23 protein-coding genes are annotated in these 17,175 nt (G+C 46.3%); 17 read left to right on the top strand and 6 right to left on the bottom strand.

Going from position 1 to position 17,175, the window contains the following annotated elements:
• Window positions 1-16 precede the first annotated feature (16 nt).
• Both OXB_RS17055 and OXB_RS17050 read left to right on the top strand, forming a co-directional pair.
• Window positions 17-595: a YdcF family protein gene (locus OXB_RS17055; RefSeq protein ID WP_041075808.1), complete on the top strand. Its 579-nt coding sequence runs from the start codon at window positions 17-19 to the stop codon at window positions 593-595.
• Window positions 596-713: 118 nt separating this feature from the next.
• Window positions 714-944: a hypothetical protein gene (locus tag OXB_RS17050; RefSeq protein ID WP_041075806.1), complete on the top strand. Its 231-nt coding sequence runs from the start codon at window positions 714-716 to the stop codon at window positions 942-944.
• Window positions 945-1,696: 752 nt separating this feature from the next.
• Here OXB_RS17050 and OXB_RS17045 read toward each other — a convergent pair.
• A complete protein-coding gene (locus tag OXB_RS17045; protein ID WP_442852915.1) occupies window positions 1,697-2,035 on the bottom strand; it encodes a DMT family transporter in 339 nt (112 codons plus the stop codon).
• Between OXB_RS17045 and OXB_RS17040 the strand changes: the two genes are divergently transcribed.
• The 4 genes from OXB_RS17040 (at window position 2,015) to OXB_RS17025 (ending at window position 5,063) form a co-directional block, all read left to right on the top strand.
• Window positions 2,015-2,308: a hypothetical protein gene (locus OXB_RS17040; RefSeq protein ID WP_041075804.1), complete on the top strand. Its 294-nt coding sequence runs from the start codon at window positions 2,015-2,017 to the stop codon at window positions 2,306-2,308. The two genes, OXB_RS17045 and OXB_RS17040, sit on opposite strands and share 21 nt — an antisense overlap.
• Window positions 2,309-2,676: 368 nt before the next feature.
• On the top strand, window positions 2,677-3,090 hold the full coding sequence (locus tag OXB_RS17035) for a carboxymuconolactone decarboxylase family protein (RefSeq protein ID WP_041075803.1): 414 nt from the start codon (window positions 2,677-2,679) through the stop codon (window positions 3,088-3,090).
• A 184-nt stretch (window positions 3,091-3,274) separates the two neighbouring features.
• The gene (locus tag OXB_RS17030; protein ID WP_041075801.1) at window positions 3,275-3,799 is read left to right on the top strand and encodes a sigma-70 family RNA polymerase sigma factor; all 525 of its coding nucleotides are present in this window, start codon (window positions 3,275-3,277) and stop codon (window positions 3,797-3,799) included.
• Window positions 3,792-5,063 carry a DUF4179 domain-containing protein gene (locus tag OXB_RS17025; protein ID WP_041075799.1) on the top strand — a complete coding sequence of 424 codons (1,272 nt, stop codon included), beginning with the start codon at window positions 3,792-3,794 and terminating at the stop codon, window positions 5,061-5,063. Before OXB_RS17030 ends, OXB_RS17025 begins: the two co-directional genes overlap by 8 nt.
• A gap of 73 nt (window positions 5,064-5,136) precedes the next feature.
• On the opposite strand, the gene OXB_RS17020 is transcribed toward OXB_RS17025, so the two are convergent.
• Window positions 5,137-5,943: a histidinol-phosphatase HisJ family protein gene (locus OXB_RS17020; RefSeq protein ID WP_041075796.1), complete on the bottom strand. Its 807-nt coding sequence runs from the start codon at window positions 5,941-5,943 to the stop codon at window positions 5,137-5,139.
• A gap of 171 nt (window positions 5,944-6,114) precedes the next feature.
• Between OXB_RS17020 and hisZ the strand changes: the two genes are divergently transcribed.
• The 11 genes from hisZ to rlmN all read left to right on the top strand — a co-directional run bounded on the left by hisZ (window position 6,115) and on the right by rlmN (window position 15,175).
• Entirely contained in the window at window positions 6,115-7,338 is a 1,224-nt protein-coding gene (gene hisZ / locus OXB_RS17015; RefSeq protein WP_052484126.1) for an ATP phosphoribosyltransferase regulatory subunit, read from the top strand.
• Window positions 7,338-7,973: an ATP phosphoribosyltransferase gene (gene hisG, locus OXB_RS17010; RefSeq protein ID WP_041075794.1), complete on the top strand. Its 636-nt coding sequence runs from the start codon at window positions 7,338-7,340 to the stop codon at window positions 7,971-7,973. Before hisZ ends, hisG begins: the two co-directional genes overlap by 1 nt.
• Entirely contained in the window at window positions 7,970-9,253 is a 1,284-nt protein-coding gene (gene hisD / locus OXB_RS17005; protein ID WP_041075791.1) for a histidinol dehydrogenase, read from the top strand. Before hisG ends, hisD begins: the two co-directional genes overlap by 4 nt.
• Window positions 9,243-9,827 (top strand): imidazoleglycerol-phosphate dehydratase HisB, encoded by a 585-nt coding sequence (gene hisB, locus OXB_RS17000; RefSeq protein ID WP_041075789.1) that lies wholly within the window; start codon window positions 9,243-9,245, stop codon window positions 9,825-9,827. Before hisD ends, hisB begins: the two co-directional genes overlap by 11 nt.
• A gap of 157 nt (window positions 9,828-9,984) precedes the next feature.
• Window positions 9,985-10,698, top strand: a complete 714-nt coding sequence (gene hisA, locus OXB_RS16995) for a 1-(5-phosphoribosyl)-5-[(5-phosphoribosylamino)methylideneamino]imidazole-4-carboxamide isomerase (protein WP_041075787.1) — start codon at window positions 9,985-9,987, stop codon at window positions 10,696-10,698.
• Complete coding sequence (gene hisF / locus OXB_RS16990; protein ID WP_041075785.1) at window positions 10,695-11,456, top strand: imidazole glycerol phosphate synthase subunit HisF; 762 nt, start codon at window positions 10,695-10,697, stop codon at window positions 11,454-11,456. Before hisA ends, hisF begins: the two co-directional genes overlap by 4 nt.
• A complete protein-coding gene (gene hisIE, locus OXB_RS16985; protein WP_442852914.1) occupies window positions 11,453-12,100 on the top strand; it encodes a bifunctional phosphoribosyl-AMP cyclohydrolase/phosphoribosyl-ATP diphosphatase HisIE in 648 nt (215 codons plus the stop codon). Before hisF ends, hisIE begins: the two co-directional genes overlap by 4 nt.
• Window positions 12,093-13,148: a histidinol-phosphate transaminase gene (hisC, locus tag OXB_RS16980; protein ID WP_041075781.1), complete on the top strand. Its 1,056-nt coding sequence runs from the start codon at window positions 12,093-12,095 to the stop codon at window positions 13,146-13,148. Before hisIE ends, hisC begins: the two co-directional genes overlap by 8 nt.
• Before the next feature lie 130 nt (window positions 13,149-13,278).
• On the top strand, window positions 13,279-13,422 hold the full coding sequence (locus OXB_RS18990) for a hypothetical protein (protein ID WP_158333769.1): 144 nt from the start codon (window positions 13,279-13,281) through the stop codon (window positions 13,420-13,422).
• Between the two features lie 310 nt (window positions 13,423-13,732).
• On the top strand, window positions 13,733-14,014 hold the full coding sequence (locus OXB_RS16975; protein WP_041075779.1) for a hypothetical protein: 282 nt from the start codon (window positions 13,733-13,735) through the stop codon (window positions 14,012-14,014).
• 96 nt (window positions 14,015-14,110) lie between these two features.
• Entirely contained in the window at window positions 14,111-15,175 is a 1,065-nt protein-coding gene (gene rlmN / locus OXB_RS16970; RefSeq protein ID WP_041075777.1) for a 23S rRNA (adenine(2503)-C(2))-methyltransferase RlmN, read from the top strand.
• Between the two features lie 372 nt (window positions 15,176-15,547).
• Here the strand turns inward: rlmN and OXB_RS19500 are convergent, their stop codons facing one another.
• From OXB_RS19500 to OXB_RS16955, 4 genes are all read right to left on the bottom strand, one after another.
• A complete protein-coding gene (locus OXB_RS19500) occupies window positions 15,548-15,781 on the bottom strand; it encodes a PF20097 family protein (RefSeq protein WP_442852879.1) in 234 nt (77 codons plus the stop codon).
• An 85-nt stretch (window positions 15,782-15,866) separates the two neighbouring features.
• Window positions 15,867-16,187 (bottom strand): general stress protein, encoded by a 321-nt coding sequence (locus OXB_RS16965; RefSeq protein ID WP_041075775.1) that lies wholly within the window; start codon window positions 16,185-16,187, stop codon window positions 15,867-15,869.
• Between the two features lie 87 nt (window positions 16,188-16,274).
• Window positions 16,275-16,574, bottom strand: coding sequence for a hypothetical protein (locus OXB_RS16960; RefSeq protein ID WP_041075773.1), 300 nt, complete (start codon window positions 16,572-16,574; stop codon window positions 16,275-16,277).
• Window positions 16,575-16,642: 68 nt separating this feature from the next.
• Window positions 16,643-17,173, bottom strand: coding sequence for an SCO family protein (locus OXB_RS16955; protein ID WP_052484210.1), 531 nt, complete (start codon window positions 17,171-17,173; stop codon window positions 16,643-16,645).
• Window positions 17,174-17,175 lie beyond the last annotated feature (2 nt).

Genomic DNA, 17,175 nt, shown 5'->3' with positions numbered 1-17,175 from the left:
GAAATGGGGAGTCGGTATGAAATCATGGAAATGGCTGGTCAGGTCCGGCCTCTTGCTAGCCGCCTTGGGTCTGTTCCTATGGGCGCTGACTGGATATTGGATGGGGGAGGGACTGAAGGCGAAAGCGGACGGAAAAAACGAGGTGGCAATCGTTCTTGGTGCAAAAGTGAATGGGGAAGTGCCTTCCTTGTCATTGCGATATCGGCTGGAAGCAGCACTCGCTTACGGCGAGGCTCATCCGCAGGTGAAGTTCATCCTCTCCGGAGGGCAAGGACCGGACGAGGCGGTTTCGGAAGCGGAAGCGATGCGGCGGTACCTTGTCGAGCATGGAATTGCGGAAGACCGGCTTTTATTGGAACCAATGTCCACTTCGACGTATGAAAATATCAAAAATTCGAAGGAACTGCTTCCGGAAGGCGTGAGCGCTGTCACCCTCATCACAAGCGATTATCATGTGGCGCGGGCGCGAAAGATTGCGGCGAATCTCGGCTTGACTACGGATGCGGTGGCGGCTAAAACTCCGCAGATCGTGAAAGCGAAGCTGAAGACAAGAGAGCGGCTTGCGCTGTTGAAGACCTATTTGATGGGGAAATGAAAAAGGGTATTAAAAAAATTTGAAACGTAGTTGGAAAGTTGATTTACAAATTGTTGTTCCCCCCATAAAGGGGCCATTTTGTTGCATGAGTTAATTGTAGAGGTTGTGAGCAATCTATATGAAATTTTATGATAAACCGATTAAAGCATACTTATATAATGATTTAAGTGCTGTTGAAGAACATGATGGCGAACTTATATATCTTTTTAAGGAGGGATACGTCACAGTTCTTGGTGAGTTTCAATGCGAAAAATATGTCGGTGGAACAGCATGTATCATTTTTAATCAGGAATCTGTTATATCCGTCGGAAAAGGAATGCTACGATTCGTTGACGAAGAGAGCATGTGAAGAAAATGCTTATCGTATTGTTTAGCTTTCAGAAATTAATAATATATTTTCCCTAGACGGGCCGGATTGTTGAATAACGTAGAAGGGGGACTAGTTATTAAACATGAAAAAAAGCAAAATGCCGGTGTGGTTGCTGTTTGTACTCGGTTTCGTTGTGGGAATTACGATTTTTGAAATCGTAGTATATTTCTTTTTTTAGTGGTCTACCAGTTCAAAGCAGTCGAGCTTGTTAGGGGAAGTGATCGAATTCCACATGATGTCAAACAAAATAAAAGGGGAATGAGACATGATTGCTTGGCTAAATTTTGGTAGCCTTGTGCTTGGCATGATAAGCGTTCTTGGAATTGGGTTACCTTTTCCTTTATAGGCGTGAGTGCTTGTTCTATTTCGTTGCTTTTGCAGTTTTCGGTTTCTATGAACGGCTTAAGGCTGAGGATTGGTCTGCTCTTATGGATACAGTTAGCGTTATCGCATCCGTTCCGGCAATCCTGCTTATCGGTACCATTCTATTGAATGCAATTACATTGTATATTTATTGTTACAGAACAGTCGAGTAGGGGGCAATTTTTGCTTTGGTAGGGATTAGCACCCGGGTTAAGGAGTTCAGAAAAAGGTAGAAAACAACAAAAAGCAGGCGAAGAAAATATCCCATTTTTCCCCGCCTGCTTCATTTTTACGGCTTTTTAGACAGCCCTAGAGATTTAGGTAAATCAGCAACCCATAACGTTGAACTTTACGTCGAGACACTTTGTTTATGAACTACGTGTTTTCTGAAGTGAAGAATCGGCGGAGTGTTTGAATTTTTCTTGACCATCTTTAATAACTATGAAGATACCAAAAAAAATTAAAATAGAACCGATCCAAAAGGAAATACCAAGCGTTTCACCTAGTATGAGCCAACCTAATAATGTTCCAACGATGGGTTGAAAGAAAAAGTAAAGCCCGCCACTAGAGGCATTTAACATCTGTAAACCTCGATTCCATAGCAGGAATGCAATGGCTGTCGATATTACCCCTAGATAAATTAATCCTCCCCAAATGGTAATAAAGCGTCTGTTTATGAAGGGGGAATGGATAATGGTATTCAAGATATGCTAAGAGACAGTGCACTCTTCTTTGAAAATGAAGAGTACGACACAGATTATATAGAACCGTTATACATATTGTACGGATATGTGGAAATGCAGTATAACTATATGAAAATGACTACAGATTCTGAAATTTACACAGTAGCACGTATTGTGAAAAAATTTGCTGACCCTGATTTATATGCGCAACTTTCAACTGAACAGAAGTCAAAAACTGCACACTATTTAAGGCAGTTGGCTGATGATGAATCTGTTGATTTCGGGAATCAAGAATAGAAACAATATTAGGCTGATTTGTATTTGGCAATCAAGGTGTGTACAAAATGGCAGTATGTTTATTTTGTAAGATTGATAAATATTCATCGCTCATTGTCGCTTGACATGGAGCCTCTTCGAGCATAGTGTCTGGCAAAGGGCGAAAGTTCAATAATCCGCTCTTTCGCCAGGCGAAAAGCCTACTATGCTCGCCACTCCATGTAAAGCGATCGTATGCAAAAAATATATTGCCGAAACCTACATTGTTAAATTGCCACTAACAGGCTGATTCGTTGCAAGGTTTGTTACAATGGATATTACTATCGCCATTTATGGTAAACATTTAAGTACTTAATATAGTGGCGAGTAATACCAGGGAGGTAATTAGAGTGGCAGAAGATCGGTATCAGCGAGGATTAGAGAAATTAATGGAGCTTACATTATCAGACGAAGAAAATCCAACCGGCGAGATGGACATTGGGGAAGGATTTAAAGATATTGCTCCCGATTTAAGCAAATATGTTGTGGAGTTTGCTTTTGGAGAAATTTACTCGCGTCCCGGCTTGGATAACAAGCAGAAGGTCCTTACAACCATTACAGCCCTTGTGGCACAGGGGAAGCCGCAGATCGAGATGCATATCAAGACGGGGCTTAACGTTGGCTTGACACCGGACGAGATTGTGGGCTGCATCATGCATCTCATCCCGTATACAGGATTCCCAAGTGTTCTGAATGCTTTATCCGTTGCTAAAAAAGTGTTTGCAGAACGTGGTGTATCCATTACAGCTTCTGAGAATGAATAGGTGCCATTGTATAGAACGAATTAAGCTGGCATGAGATTGGGAAGCTGTTGATTGAAGGTGTTTCCCCATTCATTCGTATTAAGAACGCATTCCTAAATTAAACCGGAATGCGTTTTTTTATTTATCCTAATTTAAAATGAACTTTTCCACGGTATGATGACTCTTATAGGGGAGAGGTGAGGACGTGAACGTCGTTCGGTTAGTGAAGAAGGCGAAAAAGGGGAATAAAGAAGCGCTGCTCCAGCTCGTCATGGAGCAGAAGGACGACTATTATCGGCTTGCGCTCACCTATATGGGGAATTCCCATGATGCAATGGATGCCATGGAAGAGATGATTGTCATCCTGTACGAAAAAGTCGGGCAGTTGAAGAAAGAGGATGCTTTCTATAGTTGGAGCAAAACGATTCTCGTCAATCGTTGCAAACAGATGTTGAAGAAGCGGAATAGAGTTGTCCTCGTAGAAGAATGGGAAGAAGGACAAGCGGCAACCGATCCGTTTAAACAGAGTGAGGACCGGATGGATATCCGCCAGATGCTTGAGACTTTGAATGACTTTCAGAAAGAAGCGATTCAACTGAAGTACTTTCATGATTTGGATAATGAAACAATTGCCAACATGACGGAGGTTTCCATTGGGACGGTAAAATCAAGGATTTTCCAAGGGCTAAAGAAGCTGAGAGACCGATTTGGAGGTGAATTCCATGATTGAATTCGAGAAGCGTTTCCATGAAGAAGCGAAGCGATTGAAAGCAATTCCAGCGCCGGAAGAGCTGGAAGGGCGTTTACGGAATGCGCTTGATTCGGTGCCTGTCCGGAAGAGGAACAGGGTGCCGAGATGGGTTATGGCAGCGGCCGCTCTGTTTTTCTTGTCTATGATTGGTTACCATTACAATGCGTTCGCCTATTATGGAAAAAAGATATTCGGGTTTGATGAACTGATGAGCAGCACGCTTTCTCAATTAAATGAAGAAGGTATGGGCCAGGAAATCGGCAAAAAGATTGAACTCGAGGATGGAACGGAGTTTGTTGTGGAGGGCGTCATGTCGGATGCCAACCAGTTGCTCGTGTATTATACGATTTTGAATTCCTCGGAAGACGAGGATATCCAATTTCCGAAAATTACGGGCCTGTTCACAGATTCCATGTTTTCAGCCGGCACCTCGATCTTCAATGAAAAGACGCACGTGCTCAAAGGGCAGCTGTCTTTTGACCCCGTCAATCCTTTTGCCAAAACATTGACATTGGAATTTACGAAACCAGCAACAGGAAATGACATGATCGAAGCACAGATTTCATTTCCATATAATCCAAACGATGCGATGCAGACGTCAATCCAACAGCGGATTAATAAGACGCTGCAAGTGGACCGGGGAACGCTCACATTCAAAACAATCAAGGCGACTCCGATGACGACGGTCATTGAAGGAAAGCTGGATGTGGAGAATTTCGACCGCATCAACCTGCCCCTATACGGTGTTGAACTGAGGGCGAATGGCCATCCGGTGGAATTGCAAGGGACCGGAAGCAGTTCCGGCCTGGTCGGAAGGAAATTTGAACTCCAGTATGACACTTTGCCGGAAAACATTGAAACGCTTGAACTGGTGCTGAAGGATTTTGTCGGCTATGCGAAGACGGAAGCTGCTATTCCGCTGCAGCAGTCCGGAATGGAGCCGGTTGAAATCGCAGGCAAGTTATTGAGCGTCCGGAACGTGGAGCAGACCGCAGACGGGTTGGAGATTACAATTGCCACCGACGAAGATGTCATGCTTGATGGCGTGACTGTTGAAGGGGAAGGCGTTACTGCCAATCTCGTGACAACCGTGCGGCAAGTGTACGAAGAACAGGAAGACGGGAGTCAGGTGAAAGTGCGGACAATGCTTTTCGACAGGCCTGTCAATGCGGAGACGCTGCATATAGAAGGAATCCATTATCGGAAAGCCTATGGCGACGTCATTGTCATCCCGGTTAAGTGAATTGATTACACATAAACAGCCCTCATCTGATAGAGACGAGGGCTGCTTATGTATGAAAATTGGCATTGTGAAATCAAGCCTTCGCTAATAAACCTTCAATGGAATGAAAGCTCGGTTCCATCCTGTCGAACGTCGAAATATAGTTGAACCCGATCGACTGGAACAACTCGAGCGAATCGCGGAATTGGAAGGCGATGTCCTGTGGCTTGTGGGCGTCCGACCCCAAAGTGAGAATTTCGCCGCCACATTGCTTGTACAATTTCAAAATATCGTCGCTCGGCATGCCGTTCGGTAATCCGTAGCGCACGCCGGATGTATTCAATTCGATTCCTTTGCCGTCCGGGATGATGACGTCGAAAATCTCTTTGATGACATCTAGATAGTCCCGATCGACCTTTTCTTTCGCATAGCGCTTCATCAAATCGATGTGCCCCAAAATGGAATAGCGTTTGTAGTTCTTCACGCAATAGAGCAATTCATCGTAATACGTCGTATACGCCTCTTCGGCAGACTTCTCGTTGAAAATCTCGCCGAAATGCAAGTCTTTTTTATCGACGGTGTGCATGGAACAGATGACGAAGTCAAACTCTTCCTTGTTCATCAACTCTTCATATTGGTCGAGGATATGCGGCTGGACTCCGATCTCCACTCCTTTTTTGATGCGGATTTGCCCATCGAATTTCTGTTGCAGCTGGGAAATCGTATCTGCATATTCCTTCTTATTGAAATCGAAAATGTAATCCTTGTCCGGGTATTCGTAATCGATATGCTCGGTGAAGCAAATTTCGGACACTCCTTTTTCAATCGATCCTTGAATCATCTTCTCCATCGGAATTTCGCAATCCGCGGAAAATGAACTGTGCATATGATAATCAAACAATGAAAACAACTCCTTGATTTTAAATGGCTAGGTTGGAAGTGCAAATCCAGTTAGCAGTATACATTAGATACATAGATTTTAGTTGACAATTCTTTCAACTGGCTTTATAGTACTATATAACTTTAGTGTAGTAAAGTGATAAAGCGAATCACGGAAGGTGGGCGGAATGACTTGTATTCCAAATTAATCTCGGACGAACATGAAAAATACGAACAAATTATTGATACGATTAGTAAACGGTTCACTACATACGGCTATGAACGGATCAAAACATCGGCTTTTGAACAATACGATCTGTATTCCAAAGTGAATAGTTCCATCAATCAACTTGAGATGATTAAAGTGATTGATTATACAGGCGAGGTGCTCGTCCTGCGTCCTGATATCACTATTCCGGTCACGCAGGAACTGGCCCATACGATCGGCAATCTGTCCGACGAACTGCGGTATTATTACGTACAGGAAGTGTTCCGCCAGCCATTTGAGCAAAACGAAAAGATCGGACGCACCCAAGCCGGCATCGAGTATTACTGCGAAAGTTCACCTGAAGCGGATGCGGAAGTCATTGCGCTCGCATGCCATACGATGAAAGACTTGGGCTTCGCCGATATCAAAATCGAAATCGGCCATGCAGGGTTTTTCAATGAACTGGTACGGAATCTTCCATTGAAACCACAGCAGATCAGCCAGCTTAAGACATTGATTCAGGCGAAAAATGTGGTGGAAATCGGGCCATTTGTCCGGAATCTGGATATCGATGAAGCAGTGAAACAGGCGATCGAACAAATTCCATTCCTTTATGGAAATCCGGCCGATGTCAGCGAGAAGGCAAAACAGCTTTCCTTGACGGGCAAGATGCAGGAAACGCTCGATTATTTGATGGACGTCTATAGTATATTAAAGATGTACGGTTTGGAACAGTATCTCGTCGTCGATTTAGGTCTCATCAATCATATGGATTATTATTCGGGCATCATTTTCCAAGGGTACGTCGGACGCCTAGGGAAACCGGTTCTGATGGGCGGCCGCTACGACCAATTGGGCAATGAATTCGGGGCGACACTGCCAGCTATCGGATTTGCTTGTGAAATCGAGTCGCTCGTGAAAGTCGTCCCTGATTCGGAACAGGGGACACGTTATCCGATCGATGTCAAAATCGTCTATGGCAAGGAGCAAGTGGAGTTGGCTATCCAAATTGCCAATGAGCTCCGGGAACAATCGATGAAAGTGCTATCCGTGCCGACGGATAAAGGACAAAGCGAAAGCAGGCCAAGCGCTTATACGGTCTATTTGCAACAGAATGGACATGAACTATGTGAAGGCGATAACCGCATTTCATTCGTAACGCCAGCAGAATTGCTGGAGTTGCTTGACGGCTTGAAGGGAGTTTCATAATGGAATACTTAACAGTGGCAATGGCGAAAGGCCGTACAGCGGACCGGGCGATGAAATTTCTGGAAAAGGCGGATGTCCGTTTTTCCGAGTTTACCGATGAAAGCCGGAAGTTGGTCATCTTTGACGACGAACAGAATATCAAATTGATCTTCGTCAAAGCGGTGGACGTCCCGACCTATGTAGAGAAAGGGGCGGCCGACGTCGGCATTGTCGGCAAGGATACGATTATGGAAGATCCGCGGGACGTCTACGAACTGCTGGACCTCGGCTTCGGCAAGTGCAAATTGGCGGTTGCCGGTTTTCCGGGGAAGGAAATTAGCGGCATGCCATTTTTGACAGTCGCCTCGAAATACCCGAATGCGGCAAAAGAATATTTCGACCGGAACGGCATTCGCACGGAAATGATCAAATTGAACGGGTCGATTGAGCTCGCTCCATTGATCGGCATGGCGGATGTCATCGTCGATATTGTAGAGACCGGGACGACGTTGAAGGAAAACGGCTTGGTCGTGTTGGAAGAAATTGCGGATATCAGTGCACGATTGATTGTCAATAAAGCGAGTTATGCGACGAAAACGGAGCGCATCCAGCAATTCATCTCCGATTTGAAGATGGGATTGGAGGGCAATTCATGAAAATTGTATCTTGGCAGGAATTCGAAAGTGAAAAGCGGGATTCCGGTGAACAAGTCGATCTGGAATTCGACCGGGCAGTGCTTGCGATCATCGATCAAGTGAGAGAAAACGGGGACCAGGCATTACGCGAGTATACAGAGCGTTACGATCGTGTGGAGTTGAAGGATTTCGCCGTATCGGAGGAAGAGTTCGCCGAAGCCCGCGAGCTTGTAGCAGATGATTTCGTTTCGGCACTGCAAAATGCGAAACAGCGGATTGCTGCCTATCATGAAGTCCAAAAGGAGCGTTCGTGGTTCATCAATCAAGAGAACGGAGTCATGCTCGGGCAAAAAGTAACTCCATTGGATAGCGTCGGCATTTACGTACCGGGAGGGAAAGCGGCGTATCCATCGACTGTCTTGATGAATGCCATCCCTGCTAAAATTGCGGGAGTCGGACGTATTGCCATGGTAACGCCGCCTCAATCGGACGGCAAAGTGAATCCCCATGTACTTGCCGCAGCTGAACTTGCAGGAGTCGATGTGGTGTATAAGGTGGGCGGTGCACAGGCGATCGCGGCGCTGGCCTACGGAACCGAGACCATTCAAAAAGTGGTGAAAATCACAGGTCCAGGGAATGCTTTCGTGGCCCGGGCGAAAAAATGGGTGTTCGGGGATGTCGCCATCGATATGATCGCGGGTCCAAGCGAAATCTGTGTAGTTGCGGACGATAAGGCCAATCCCGTATATACAGCGGCGGATCTGCTTTCGCAAGCGGAGCACGACGAGCGGGCGGCTGCCATTTGCGTCACAACAAGCCGGCAGTTTGCGGAGGAGCTGGCGCAGGAAGTGGACCGGCAATTGGCCAAGCTGGATCGCAAGGAGATTGCCGGAAAATCGATCGCTGATTATGGCCGTATCGTCTTAGTCGATTCCTTGCGGGAAGCTTTTGATTTTGTAAATGAATTGGCTCCAGAGCATTTGCAGCTCATGATTGAAAATGCGAACGAGCAACTTCCTTATATTAAACACGCAGGTGCAATCTTCCTCGGCAATTACTCCCCGGAAGCGTTGGGGGATTATATCGCGGGGCCGAATCATACGTTGCCGACGAGTGGGACAGCAGCCTTTTCCTCTCCGCTCGGTGTCTATGATTTCATGAAAAAATCAAGCATCATCCAGTTTTCCCAAGCAGCATTTGAGGAAGTGGCGGATGATATCATCACATTGGCGACAGCGGAACAGCTGACGGGACATGCCAATTCAATACGGGTTCGGAAGGTGGATCAGCATGAGAAGTAAAACGATTTCCCGCGAAACAGCGGAAACATCAATCGATATGGAATTTGCAATCGACGGCACCGGCAAGACGGTCATCGACACGGGTGTCGGCTTTCTCGACCATATGCTCACTTTATTCACAAAGCATGGACGGTTTGACTTGGATGTCAAATGCAACGGCGATATTGAAGTGGACCAGCATCACTCGGTCGAGGACATCGGCATCGTGCTCGGCCAAGCCTTTAACGCGAGCATCGGGACGAAGGAAGGAATTGAACGCTATGCCCAAGCCGCCGTTCCGATGGATGAAGCCCTTTCCACGGTCACGATCGACATCAGCGGCCGTTCCTTCCTTGTCTTCAATGTGGAAGGGATGAAGGATAAAGTGGGCAACTTCGATACGGAATTGGTGGAAGAGTTCTTCCATGCGTTCACAAGCCATGCCAAGGTGACCTTACATATCAATTTGGACTATGGAAAAAACACGCACCATATCATCGAATCCATTTTCAAAGGATTCGGACGGGCGTTGCGCATGGCCAGCGCCGTCAATCCAGACGTCAAGGGGATTCCGTCTACAAAGGGTTTATTATAATTATAAAATTGATCCGATTGTTCGGCAGATGCTTTATCATGGGCGATAAGGTTATTAGTTGATTGGAGCGGAGGGCGGCGACTCCCGCCTCGCGGAAAGCGTCCGCTGCAGTGGAAATCAACGGTTTAGTAGCGGGTATATTAAGGAGGAGCCAACGATGATTTTATTTCCAGCGATTGATATTCGGGGCGGAAAGTGTGTCCGTCTGATCCAAGGGGATTATGACCAGGAAGTGGTATATAACGACTCGCCGACCGAGATGGCGAAAGAGTGGCAACGGCAAGGGGCGGAATTTATTCACGTCGTCGATCTGGACGGCGCGAAAACAGGGGACTCGCTGAACCGCGAAGCGATTGAAGAAATTGCGAAGTCCGTCGAGGTGCCCGTGCAAGTGGGGGGCGGCATCCGCTCAATGGAAATTGTCGATTCCCATATTGCGAACGGAGTGAGCCGGGTCATCATTGGCACAGCGGCCATTCAGGACAAACAGTTCTTGAAAGAAGCGGTGGAGAAATACGGTTCGAAAATTGCCGTCTCCATTGACGCACGGAATGGATTTGTCGCAACGGATGGCTGGACGGAGACGAGCGAAGTGAAGGCGGTTGATTTGCTGGCGGAGCTTGTCGAAATCGGCGTGGAAACGGTTGTCTATACCGATATCGCCAAGGACGGCATGTTGCAAGGTCCGAATTTCCAGGAGTTGGACGTCATGAACAATGCGTCCACCATCGACATCATCGCGTCCGGAGGCGTATCGACGGAAGAAGATATCCGGAAGCTGCGAGAAATGAATATGTACGGTGCGATTATCGGAAAGGCTTTATATGAAGGCAAACTATCCTTGGAGAAAGTACTGGAGGAGTCCAAATGACAAAGAAGAAGATCATTGCCTGTCTGGATGTCGATAACCGCAAAGTCGTAAAAGGGAAGAAATTTCTGGACGTGCAAGAAGTGGCCGATCCGCTAACCTTGGCAAAACAATACGTTGCAGATGGTGTGGACGAGCTGGTGTTTTACGACATTTCCGCTTCGACGAAAAACCGTGGCATGTTCTTGGACTTGATTGAAGAAATTGCGAAAGAAGTACCCGTGCCATTTGTCGTCGGCGGCGGTATCCGGACGATCGAAGATGTGGAGAAAATCTTAAGCATCGGCGGCGATAAAGTGTCTATAAATAGCGCAGCTCTGAAAGATCCATCCATTATTGAAGAAGCCGCGAAGAAATTCGGCTCGGAACGTGTCATGTTGTCAATGGACGTCAGCGAAGTCGCGCCGGGCAAATGGAATGTGTTTGCAAAAGCGGGCATGGAAGACACGGGCATCGATGCGATCGAGTGGGCGAAGAAGGGCGAACAGCTTGGAGCCGGAGAACTCGTCGTCAACTGCATCGACCAGGACGGTGTCAAGGATGGCTATAACCTGGAATTGAATCGAGCGATGGCGGAAGCGGTCGATATTCCCATCATTGCGAGCGGTGGCGCCGGGAAGCCGGAACATTTCCGTGATGTATTGACGGAAGGGAAAGCCGACGTTGCCCTGGCCGCTTCGGTATTCCACTTCGGGGACATCAACATCCGCGAATTGAAAAACTACTTGGATGAACAAAATATACCGGTTAGGAATGACTGACGATGACCTTTGATAGTAATTCTCTGAAATTTGATGAAAACGGATTGATTCCGGCAATTGTGCAGGACGAACAGTCGGGAAATGTCCTCATGCTTGCATATATGAATAAAGAAGCGCTGCAAAAGACATTAGAAACGAAAGAAACTTGGTTCTTTAGCCGATCAAGACAGGAACTGTGGAATAAAGGCGCCACTTCGGGCAATAAACAGACGGTGAAACGGCTCTCATTTGATTGTGATCAAGATACGATTTTGGTCCAAGTCGTTCCGCAAGGGCCTGCCTGCCATACGGGCGAGACCAGTTGCTTCTATACGACCGTCTTCGAAGAAGAGCCGTCCATCCGGGAAGTGGTATATGAAGTGGCGGACGAAATCCGCGAGCGAAAAGCGAATCCGGTGGAAGGTTCCTACACTTCGTATCTGTTCCATGAAGGACTAGACAAAGTGTTGAAAAAGGTCGGAGAAGAGTCGACGGAAGTGGTAATTGGGGCGAAGAATCATGACAAGGAAGAAGTGACGAATGAGCTGGCTGATTTGGTGTACCACTCCCTCGTCATGATGGAAATTTTGGACGTGACAATTGAAGATGTGAAGACGATTTTGCGAAAGCGGCGTCCGAAAAAAGAAGTGCTGCGCAATGACTAAATATTGGAGCAGCATGGTAAAACGGACGGATCCGTATGTCCCTGGCGAGCAGATTAATCAGAAAGATATCATTAAGCTGAACACGAATGAAAATCCATATCCGCCAAGTCCAAAAGTGCTAGCTGCGATTCAGGCGGAAATGCAGCAGACATTGCAATTGTATCCTTCGCCGACAGCGGACGGACTACGGGAAGCGATCGCCAACCAGAACGGCATTTCTAAAGAGGAAGTGTTTGTCGGAAACGGGTCTGATGAAGTATTGGCCTTCTCATTCATGGCGTTTTTCGAACCCGGAAAAGTGATCCGGTTCCCGGACATCTCGTACAGTTTTTATCCGGTCTATGCAAAGATTTTCGATATTTCGTATGATGAAGTTCCGGTGAATGATGATTTCACTTTGCCGATCGAGCAGTTTTACGGGGCGGAGGGCGGTGTCATTTTGCCGAATCCGAATGCGCCGACGAGCTTGTATGCAGAACTGGAAGACATCGAGCGGATTGTGAAAAACAATCCTGATCATGTCGTCATCATTGACGAAGCGTATATCGATTTTGCGACGGAGTCTGCGGTCGCGTTGATTCGGAAATATGATAATCTGCTCGTCGTCCAGACGACTTCCAAATCCCGTTCTTTGGCAGGATTGCGTGTCGGATTAGCGATGGGGAATCCGTCCCTGATTGAAGCGCTGATCCGGATCAAAGATTCATTCAATTCGTACACGATCGACCGGTTGGCGATGGCGGGGGCGACTGCTGCTTTTGAAGACGTAACGTACTTCGAGGAAACAGTCGGGAAAATCGTAGCGACCCGGGAAAAGACAGCACGCGCACTCGGACAGCTCGGCTTTACCATCCTGCCATCCCAGGCGAACTTCGTATTCGCTCGCCATGAGACCGCAGCAGCAGAAACACTCTACAACCAGTTGAAAGAAGCCGGAATCCTCGTCCGGTATTTCAATAAACCGCAGATCGACAACTATTTGCGTATCACGATCGGAACCGATGCACAAATGGAAAAGTTGTTGGAAACATTGAAACAGTTGGTTTGAATTAAATCGAACAAAAGTGGCCAGACAGAGATTTCAGCTGTACTGGCTTCTTCCTCGTCCCCTTATAACGTGACTGGTTCGTTTGACCTGCCGTATAAATGGGTATAATGGTCATGAAGGGGGGATCTGCATGTTAGATCAAGCTGAGGTGAAGGTCTTGAAAGAAGAAATACAAAAATTGAAAAGAGATAGCGAAAAATGTCCTGCGGCTATAAAGCCTTTGATTATAAAAGATATCGATTTATTACGAAAGGCGATAAGTTCGGTTAAATGAACCATTGTCCTTTTACGATAATGATCCATAATTATTTTCTGCCCAATAACTCCAATTTTCGTTGCAATTTCCCGCCTCATTCACCTACTCCATCATCCTCTTAGAGCCACCATTTTCTGTTTTTAACAATTACCCCTATAAAGCAGCTATAATGACAAATAGAAGAGTGGAACACGGAAAATTTGAACAGCTGGCAAAAAAATTAATACTTCCGTTGCATGGTAGCGAGGGACATGTCCTTTCCTCCGTTTTCATGGATACTTTGTCAAAGCCTATATTAATATTTTTCTTACAGAAAGAGGCTGACCGGTTGGGAAGGGACTCTGCTATACTGAGAAAAGCGGGACTGCCTGATCCGGGGCAGCACATCATTTCTTTGGAAATCGGACATACTCACATGGAGGCGGGGAATTTGAAAGTGTCAAAAGCGTTAGATGTGTTATTGATGGCATTTGTTGTATATTTGGCGGTTGTACGCTTCCGGGAAGGAATGTTGGGAAGCGGTGCTCTATTCACCGTGTTGGCAATCGTTTACTTGGCTACATTCATTGTTAGAATAAAAAATGAGAAAAAGCGGATTGACGACAAGTGAGTGCCTGCTGCGTACCCGGCTTGCAATGGTTGTTCCCTTTTCATGTTTGTTGTAGTATAATATTTGAATGGCAATTTTTGAAATGAGGAATACAAAATGAAAAAATCGATATATGGATTGACGCTCGACCAATTGACCGAGTGGCTTGTAGAGCATGGACAGAAAAAATTTCGGGCCGCCCAAGTATGGGATTGGCTTTATAAAAAGCGCATCACGGATTTTACGGATATGAAAAACATCAATAAAGACTGCATCCAATTATTGGACGAGCATTTTGTCATTGAGACGCTGGAACTGGCCGTCAAACAGGAGTCGGCTGACGGAACGATCAAGTTCCTCTTTAAAATGCAGGACGGCAACTTGATTGAAACAGTGCTGATGACTTTTCCGTATGGCCATTCCGTCTGTGTCACGACACAAGTCGGCTGCAACATCGGATGCAGTTTCTGCGCTAGCGGTTTATTGAAGAAGAATCGCGATCTGGATGCAGGGGAAATCGTTGGTCAGATCATGAAAGTCCAACAGCATCTGGACACCAAAAATAACGACGAACGGGTCAGCCATATCGTCGTGATGGGAATCGGTGAACCGTTTGATAACTATACGAACCTGATGAATTTCCTCCGGGTCGTCAACGATCAAAAAGGACTTTCCATCGGGGCCCGTCATATTACCGTTTCAACGAGCGGCTTGACGCCGAAAATCCGGGAGTTCGCGAATGAAAACATCCAGATCAATCTGGCCGTTTCGCTCCACGCGCCGAATAACGACTTGCGTACTCGCATCATGAAGATCAACAAAGCCTATCCGATCGAGAAGCTCATGGAAGCGATCGATTATTACTTAGAAACGACAAACCGGCGGATCACATTCGAATATATTCTACTGCAAGATGTCAACGATCACGTTGCGGAAGCCCAACAATTGGCCAAGTTATTGGAAAACAAGCGTCATCTGTCATATGTCAACCTGATTCCCTATAATCCGGTCGACGAACACGGGCAGTACAAACGCAGTAAACCGGAAGCAATCAAAGCGTTTTACGAAACGTTGAAAAAGAAAGGGATCAACTGCGGCGTCCGGTTGGAGCAAGGCACCGACATCGACGCGGCATGCGGACAGTTGAGAAGTAAGCAAATAAAAAAAGAAAAAGTGAAATAATATCGTTTCGGGCAAATTGAACCCGTGTGCGAACTCTGAATTATAATCAGAGTTTGTCCACGGGTTTTTCGTGTGGCATAGGTTCGGGAACTGTCATAGCGATATCCTAAAATGTAAGGGCAATCGAGGAACCTGTCATGGCTCGTCCAAACTGTCATGGGAAAACCCCCGGAAGTGTCATGGCAATTCCCGAAACTATGAGGGCAATCGAGGAACCTGTCATGCCCCGATAGGTTGGTCATGGTCTACAATTACAGTTTCTTATGTGCCTGCCCGGATTCCGAATTGGCTTCGGAGAACCAATCCGAATCTGGATGATGTGACGATGAAGATAACGTGCAGACGGTGGCAACATAGCGAGTTATCTTTGATTTAATTGACTTGTGCTGAATAATCGATGATAACCTTTTTACACGTTTCGCATGAATATGCGTTGACATGGTTGATAGAAAAACGGTTCTGGCCCGACAGAAGGACGGCCCCCTCATTAAAATTAGGTTCAACACTCCATTTTGACACTTTTGGCACCCAGGCGAGCCGGTTTCCGCAGTGAATATAACCTCTTATCATGCCGTTCCCGCAATCCGGGCAATTTCCTTCATTCAAATCGTTTCCCTCCCTTATGCAATGTTCTTCTGTGGGTCTGTCTCATGCAAAAAAGGACTCCCTGTCAGGAAGCCCTTCTTGCTTATTATTTTTTCGCAATCAAGACAAGCTTCCCTTGGTCGAGTTCTTTTTCGGCATCTGCCGCTTCCTGTTCGGTCAAGCCGGCCGCTTCCATTTTGCTACGTAATTCGTCGCCTCGGGAAGAAAACATGTTTTTCATGCTATCGAGAAAGCCTTGTTCCGACAAGCCGACTTTCTCGGTGTCCAGTGCTTCCGTAATATCGTCGCCTCGTTTTTTATCATGGGCAAAAATATAAATATCATCGTGGGTGTATCCTTGTGTTACCAAGTTTTCGATTTCCTGCTTTGCTTGTACTGCATTTTCCACAGTTTTTTTAACAGTCATGTAAAAATCCCTCCAATGGTAGTTGCTATTTCTTCTATACCAACAATGGAAGGATTTTAAACAATCCCTATCCCGATTCTGCAACGCTTAGAAGGAGCTGAAGCCGGATTTCAATTGTTCGAATAGATCCATGAAACTGGATGGATCCTCGACGACCGTGAAGGTGAAGACGCCTTGAATTGTATGCAGATAAAATAGGCCGGTGCCTCCCGAAAAGGGGCGATAGGACAGGTCAAGCACATCTCTCAAATGAAATGTATTTTTTCCGGTTGCAATGACCTGTCGGGTTAAGGTGACGTGATGACTGGAACGGATAAACGTCTGCTCATGCCAGACGGTCTTCCGGTCCACAATCGTATATTCGATTTTCGATAAGATCGGATCCATGACAGCCCTCCTTCAGATGTATGTCCACTATACAAAAATGGAGCGCATCGTATCAAGGAAAACCCGGTTCATGAATCCAACCGGGTCAAACGTTCCATATCTTTCAGCAAGTCCTCCTGATAGGAGTCGTCCGCAAAATTGTATTCTTTCAACAACCGCCCATTCGGATCAATCAAATAAAAATTCGTTCCATGAATGACCTGATTTGAAGTTTTCGGCTTCTGGACAATGGTCTGGAACTGTTCCAAGGCAAATCTCTCGATCTCTTTCTGGGAATACCCGGTCAGCAGATGCCAATTCGACTCATTTTCCGTAAAGTGCTGGATGTATTTTTTGAGTACTTTGGGAGAATCCACGTCCGGATCGACCGTGAAGGTGACGAATTGTATATCCAGGCTATTTTCTTCAGCCATTTTTTGCAAGGAGGCCATCTCCATTGTCATCGGAGGGCAGACCGTTTCACAATTGGTAAAGATGAAATTCGCTACCCAAATATGCCCTTGTAATTCGTCTGTACCGAATGATCGACCATCCTGGTCTGTGAATGAAAAAGAGGCAAGTTCTCTGCCGGGAGCCATTTCGGAACCGCAACCTGCCATAA

This window comes from Bacillus sp. OxB-1, from assembly GCF_000829195.1.
Taxonomy (GTDB): domain Bacteria; phylum Bacillota; class Bacilli; order Bacillales_A; family Planococcaceae; genus Sporosarcina.
This window is presented reverse-complemented; position numbering and strand designations above follow the sequence as displayed.

Bases quoted from the DNA above. Each gene is read 5' to 3' on its own strand.
- OXB_RS17055 (WP_041075808.1), top strand. From the start codon at position 17: ATGAAATCATGGAAATGGCTGGTCAGGTCCGGCCTCTTGCTAGCCGCC.
- OXB_RS17050 (WP_041075806.1), top strand. From the start codon at position 714: ATGAAATTTTATGATAAACCGATTAAAGCATACTTATATAATGATTTA.
- OXB_RS17040 (WP_041075804.1), top strand. From the start codon at position 2,015: ATGGATAATGGTATTCAAGATATGCTAAGAGACAGTGCACTCTTCTTT.
- OXB_RS17025 (WP_041075799.1), top strand. From the start codon at position 3,792: ATGATTGAATTCGAGAAGCGTTTCCATGAAGAAGCGAAGCGATTGAAA.
- hisG (WP_041075794.1), top strand. From the start codon at position 7,338: ATGGAATACTTAACAGTGGCAATGGCGAAAGGCCGTACAGCGGACCGG.
- hisD (WP_041075791.1), top strand. From the start codon at position 7,970: ATGAAAATTGTATCTTGGCAGGAATTCGAAAGTGAAAAGCGGGATTCC.
- hisB (WP_041075789.1), top strand. From the start codon at position 9,243: ATGAGAAGTAAAACGATTTCCCGCGAAACAGCGGAAACATCAATCGAT.
- hisA (WP_041075787.1), top strand. From the start codon at position 9,985: ATGATTTTATTTCCAGCGATTGATATTCGGGGCGGAAAGTGTGTCCGT.
- hisF (WP_041075785.1), top strand. From the start codon at position 10,695: ATGACAAAGAAGAAGATCATTGCCTGTCTGGATGTCGATAACCGCAAA.
- hisC (WP_041075781.1), top strand. From the start codon at position 12,093: ATGACTAAATATTGGAGCAGCATGGTAAAACGGACGGATCCGTATGTC.
- OXB_RS18990 (WP_158333769.1), top strand. From the start codon at position 13,279: ATGTTAGATCAAGCTGAGGTGAAGGTCTTGAAAGAAGAAATACAAAAA.
- rlmN (WP_041075777.1), top strand. From the start codon at position 14,111: ATGAAAAAATCGATATATGGATTGACGCTCGACCAATTGACCGAGTGG.
- OXB_RS16965 (WP_041075775.1), bottom strand. From the start codon at position 16,187: ATGACTGTTAAAAAAACTGTGGAAAATGCAGTACAAGCAAAGCAGGAA.
- OXB_RS16960 (WP_041075773.1), bottom strand. From the start codon at position 16,574: ATGGATCCGATCTTATCGAAAATCGAATATACGATTGTGGACCGGAAG.
- OXB_RS16955 (WP_052484210.1), bottom strand. From the start codon at position 17,173: ATGGCAGGTTGCGGTTCCGAAATGGCTCCCGGCAGAGAACTTGCCTCT.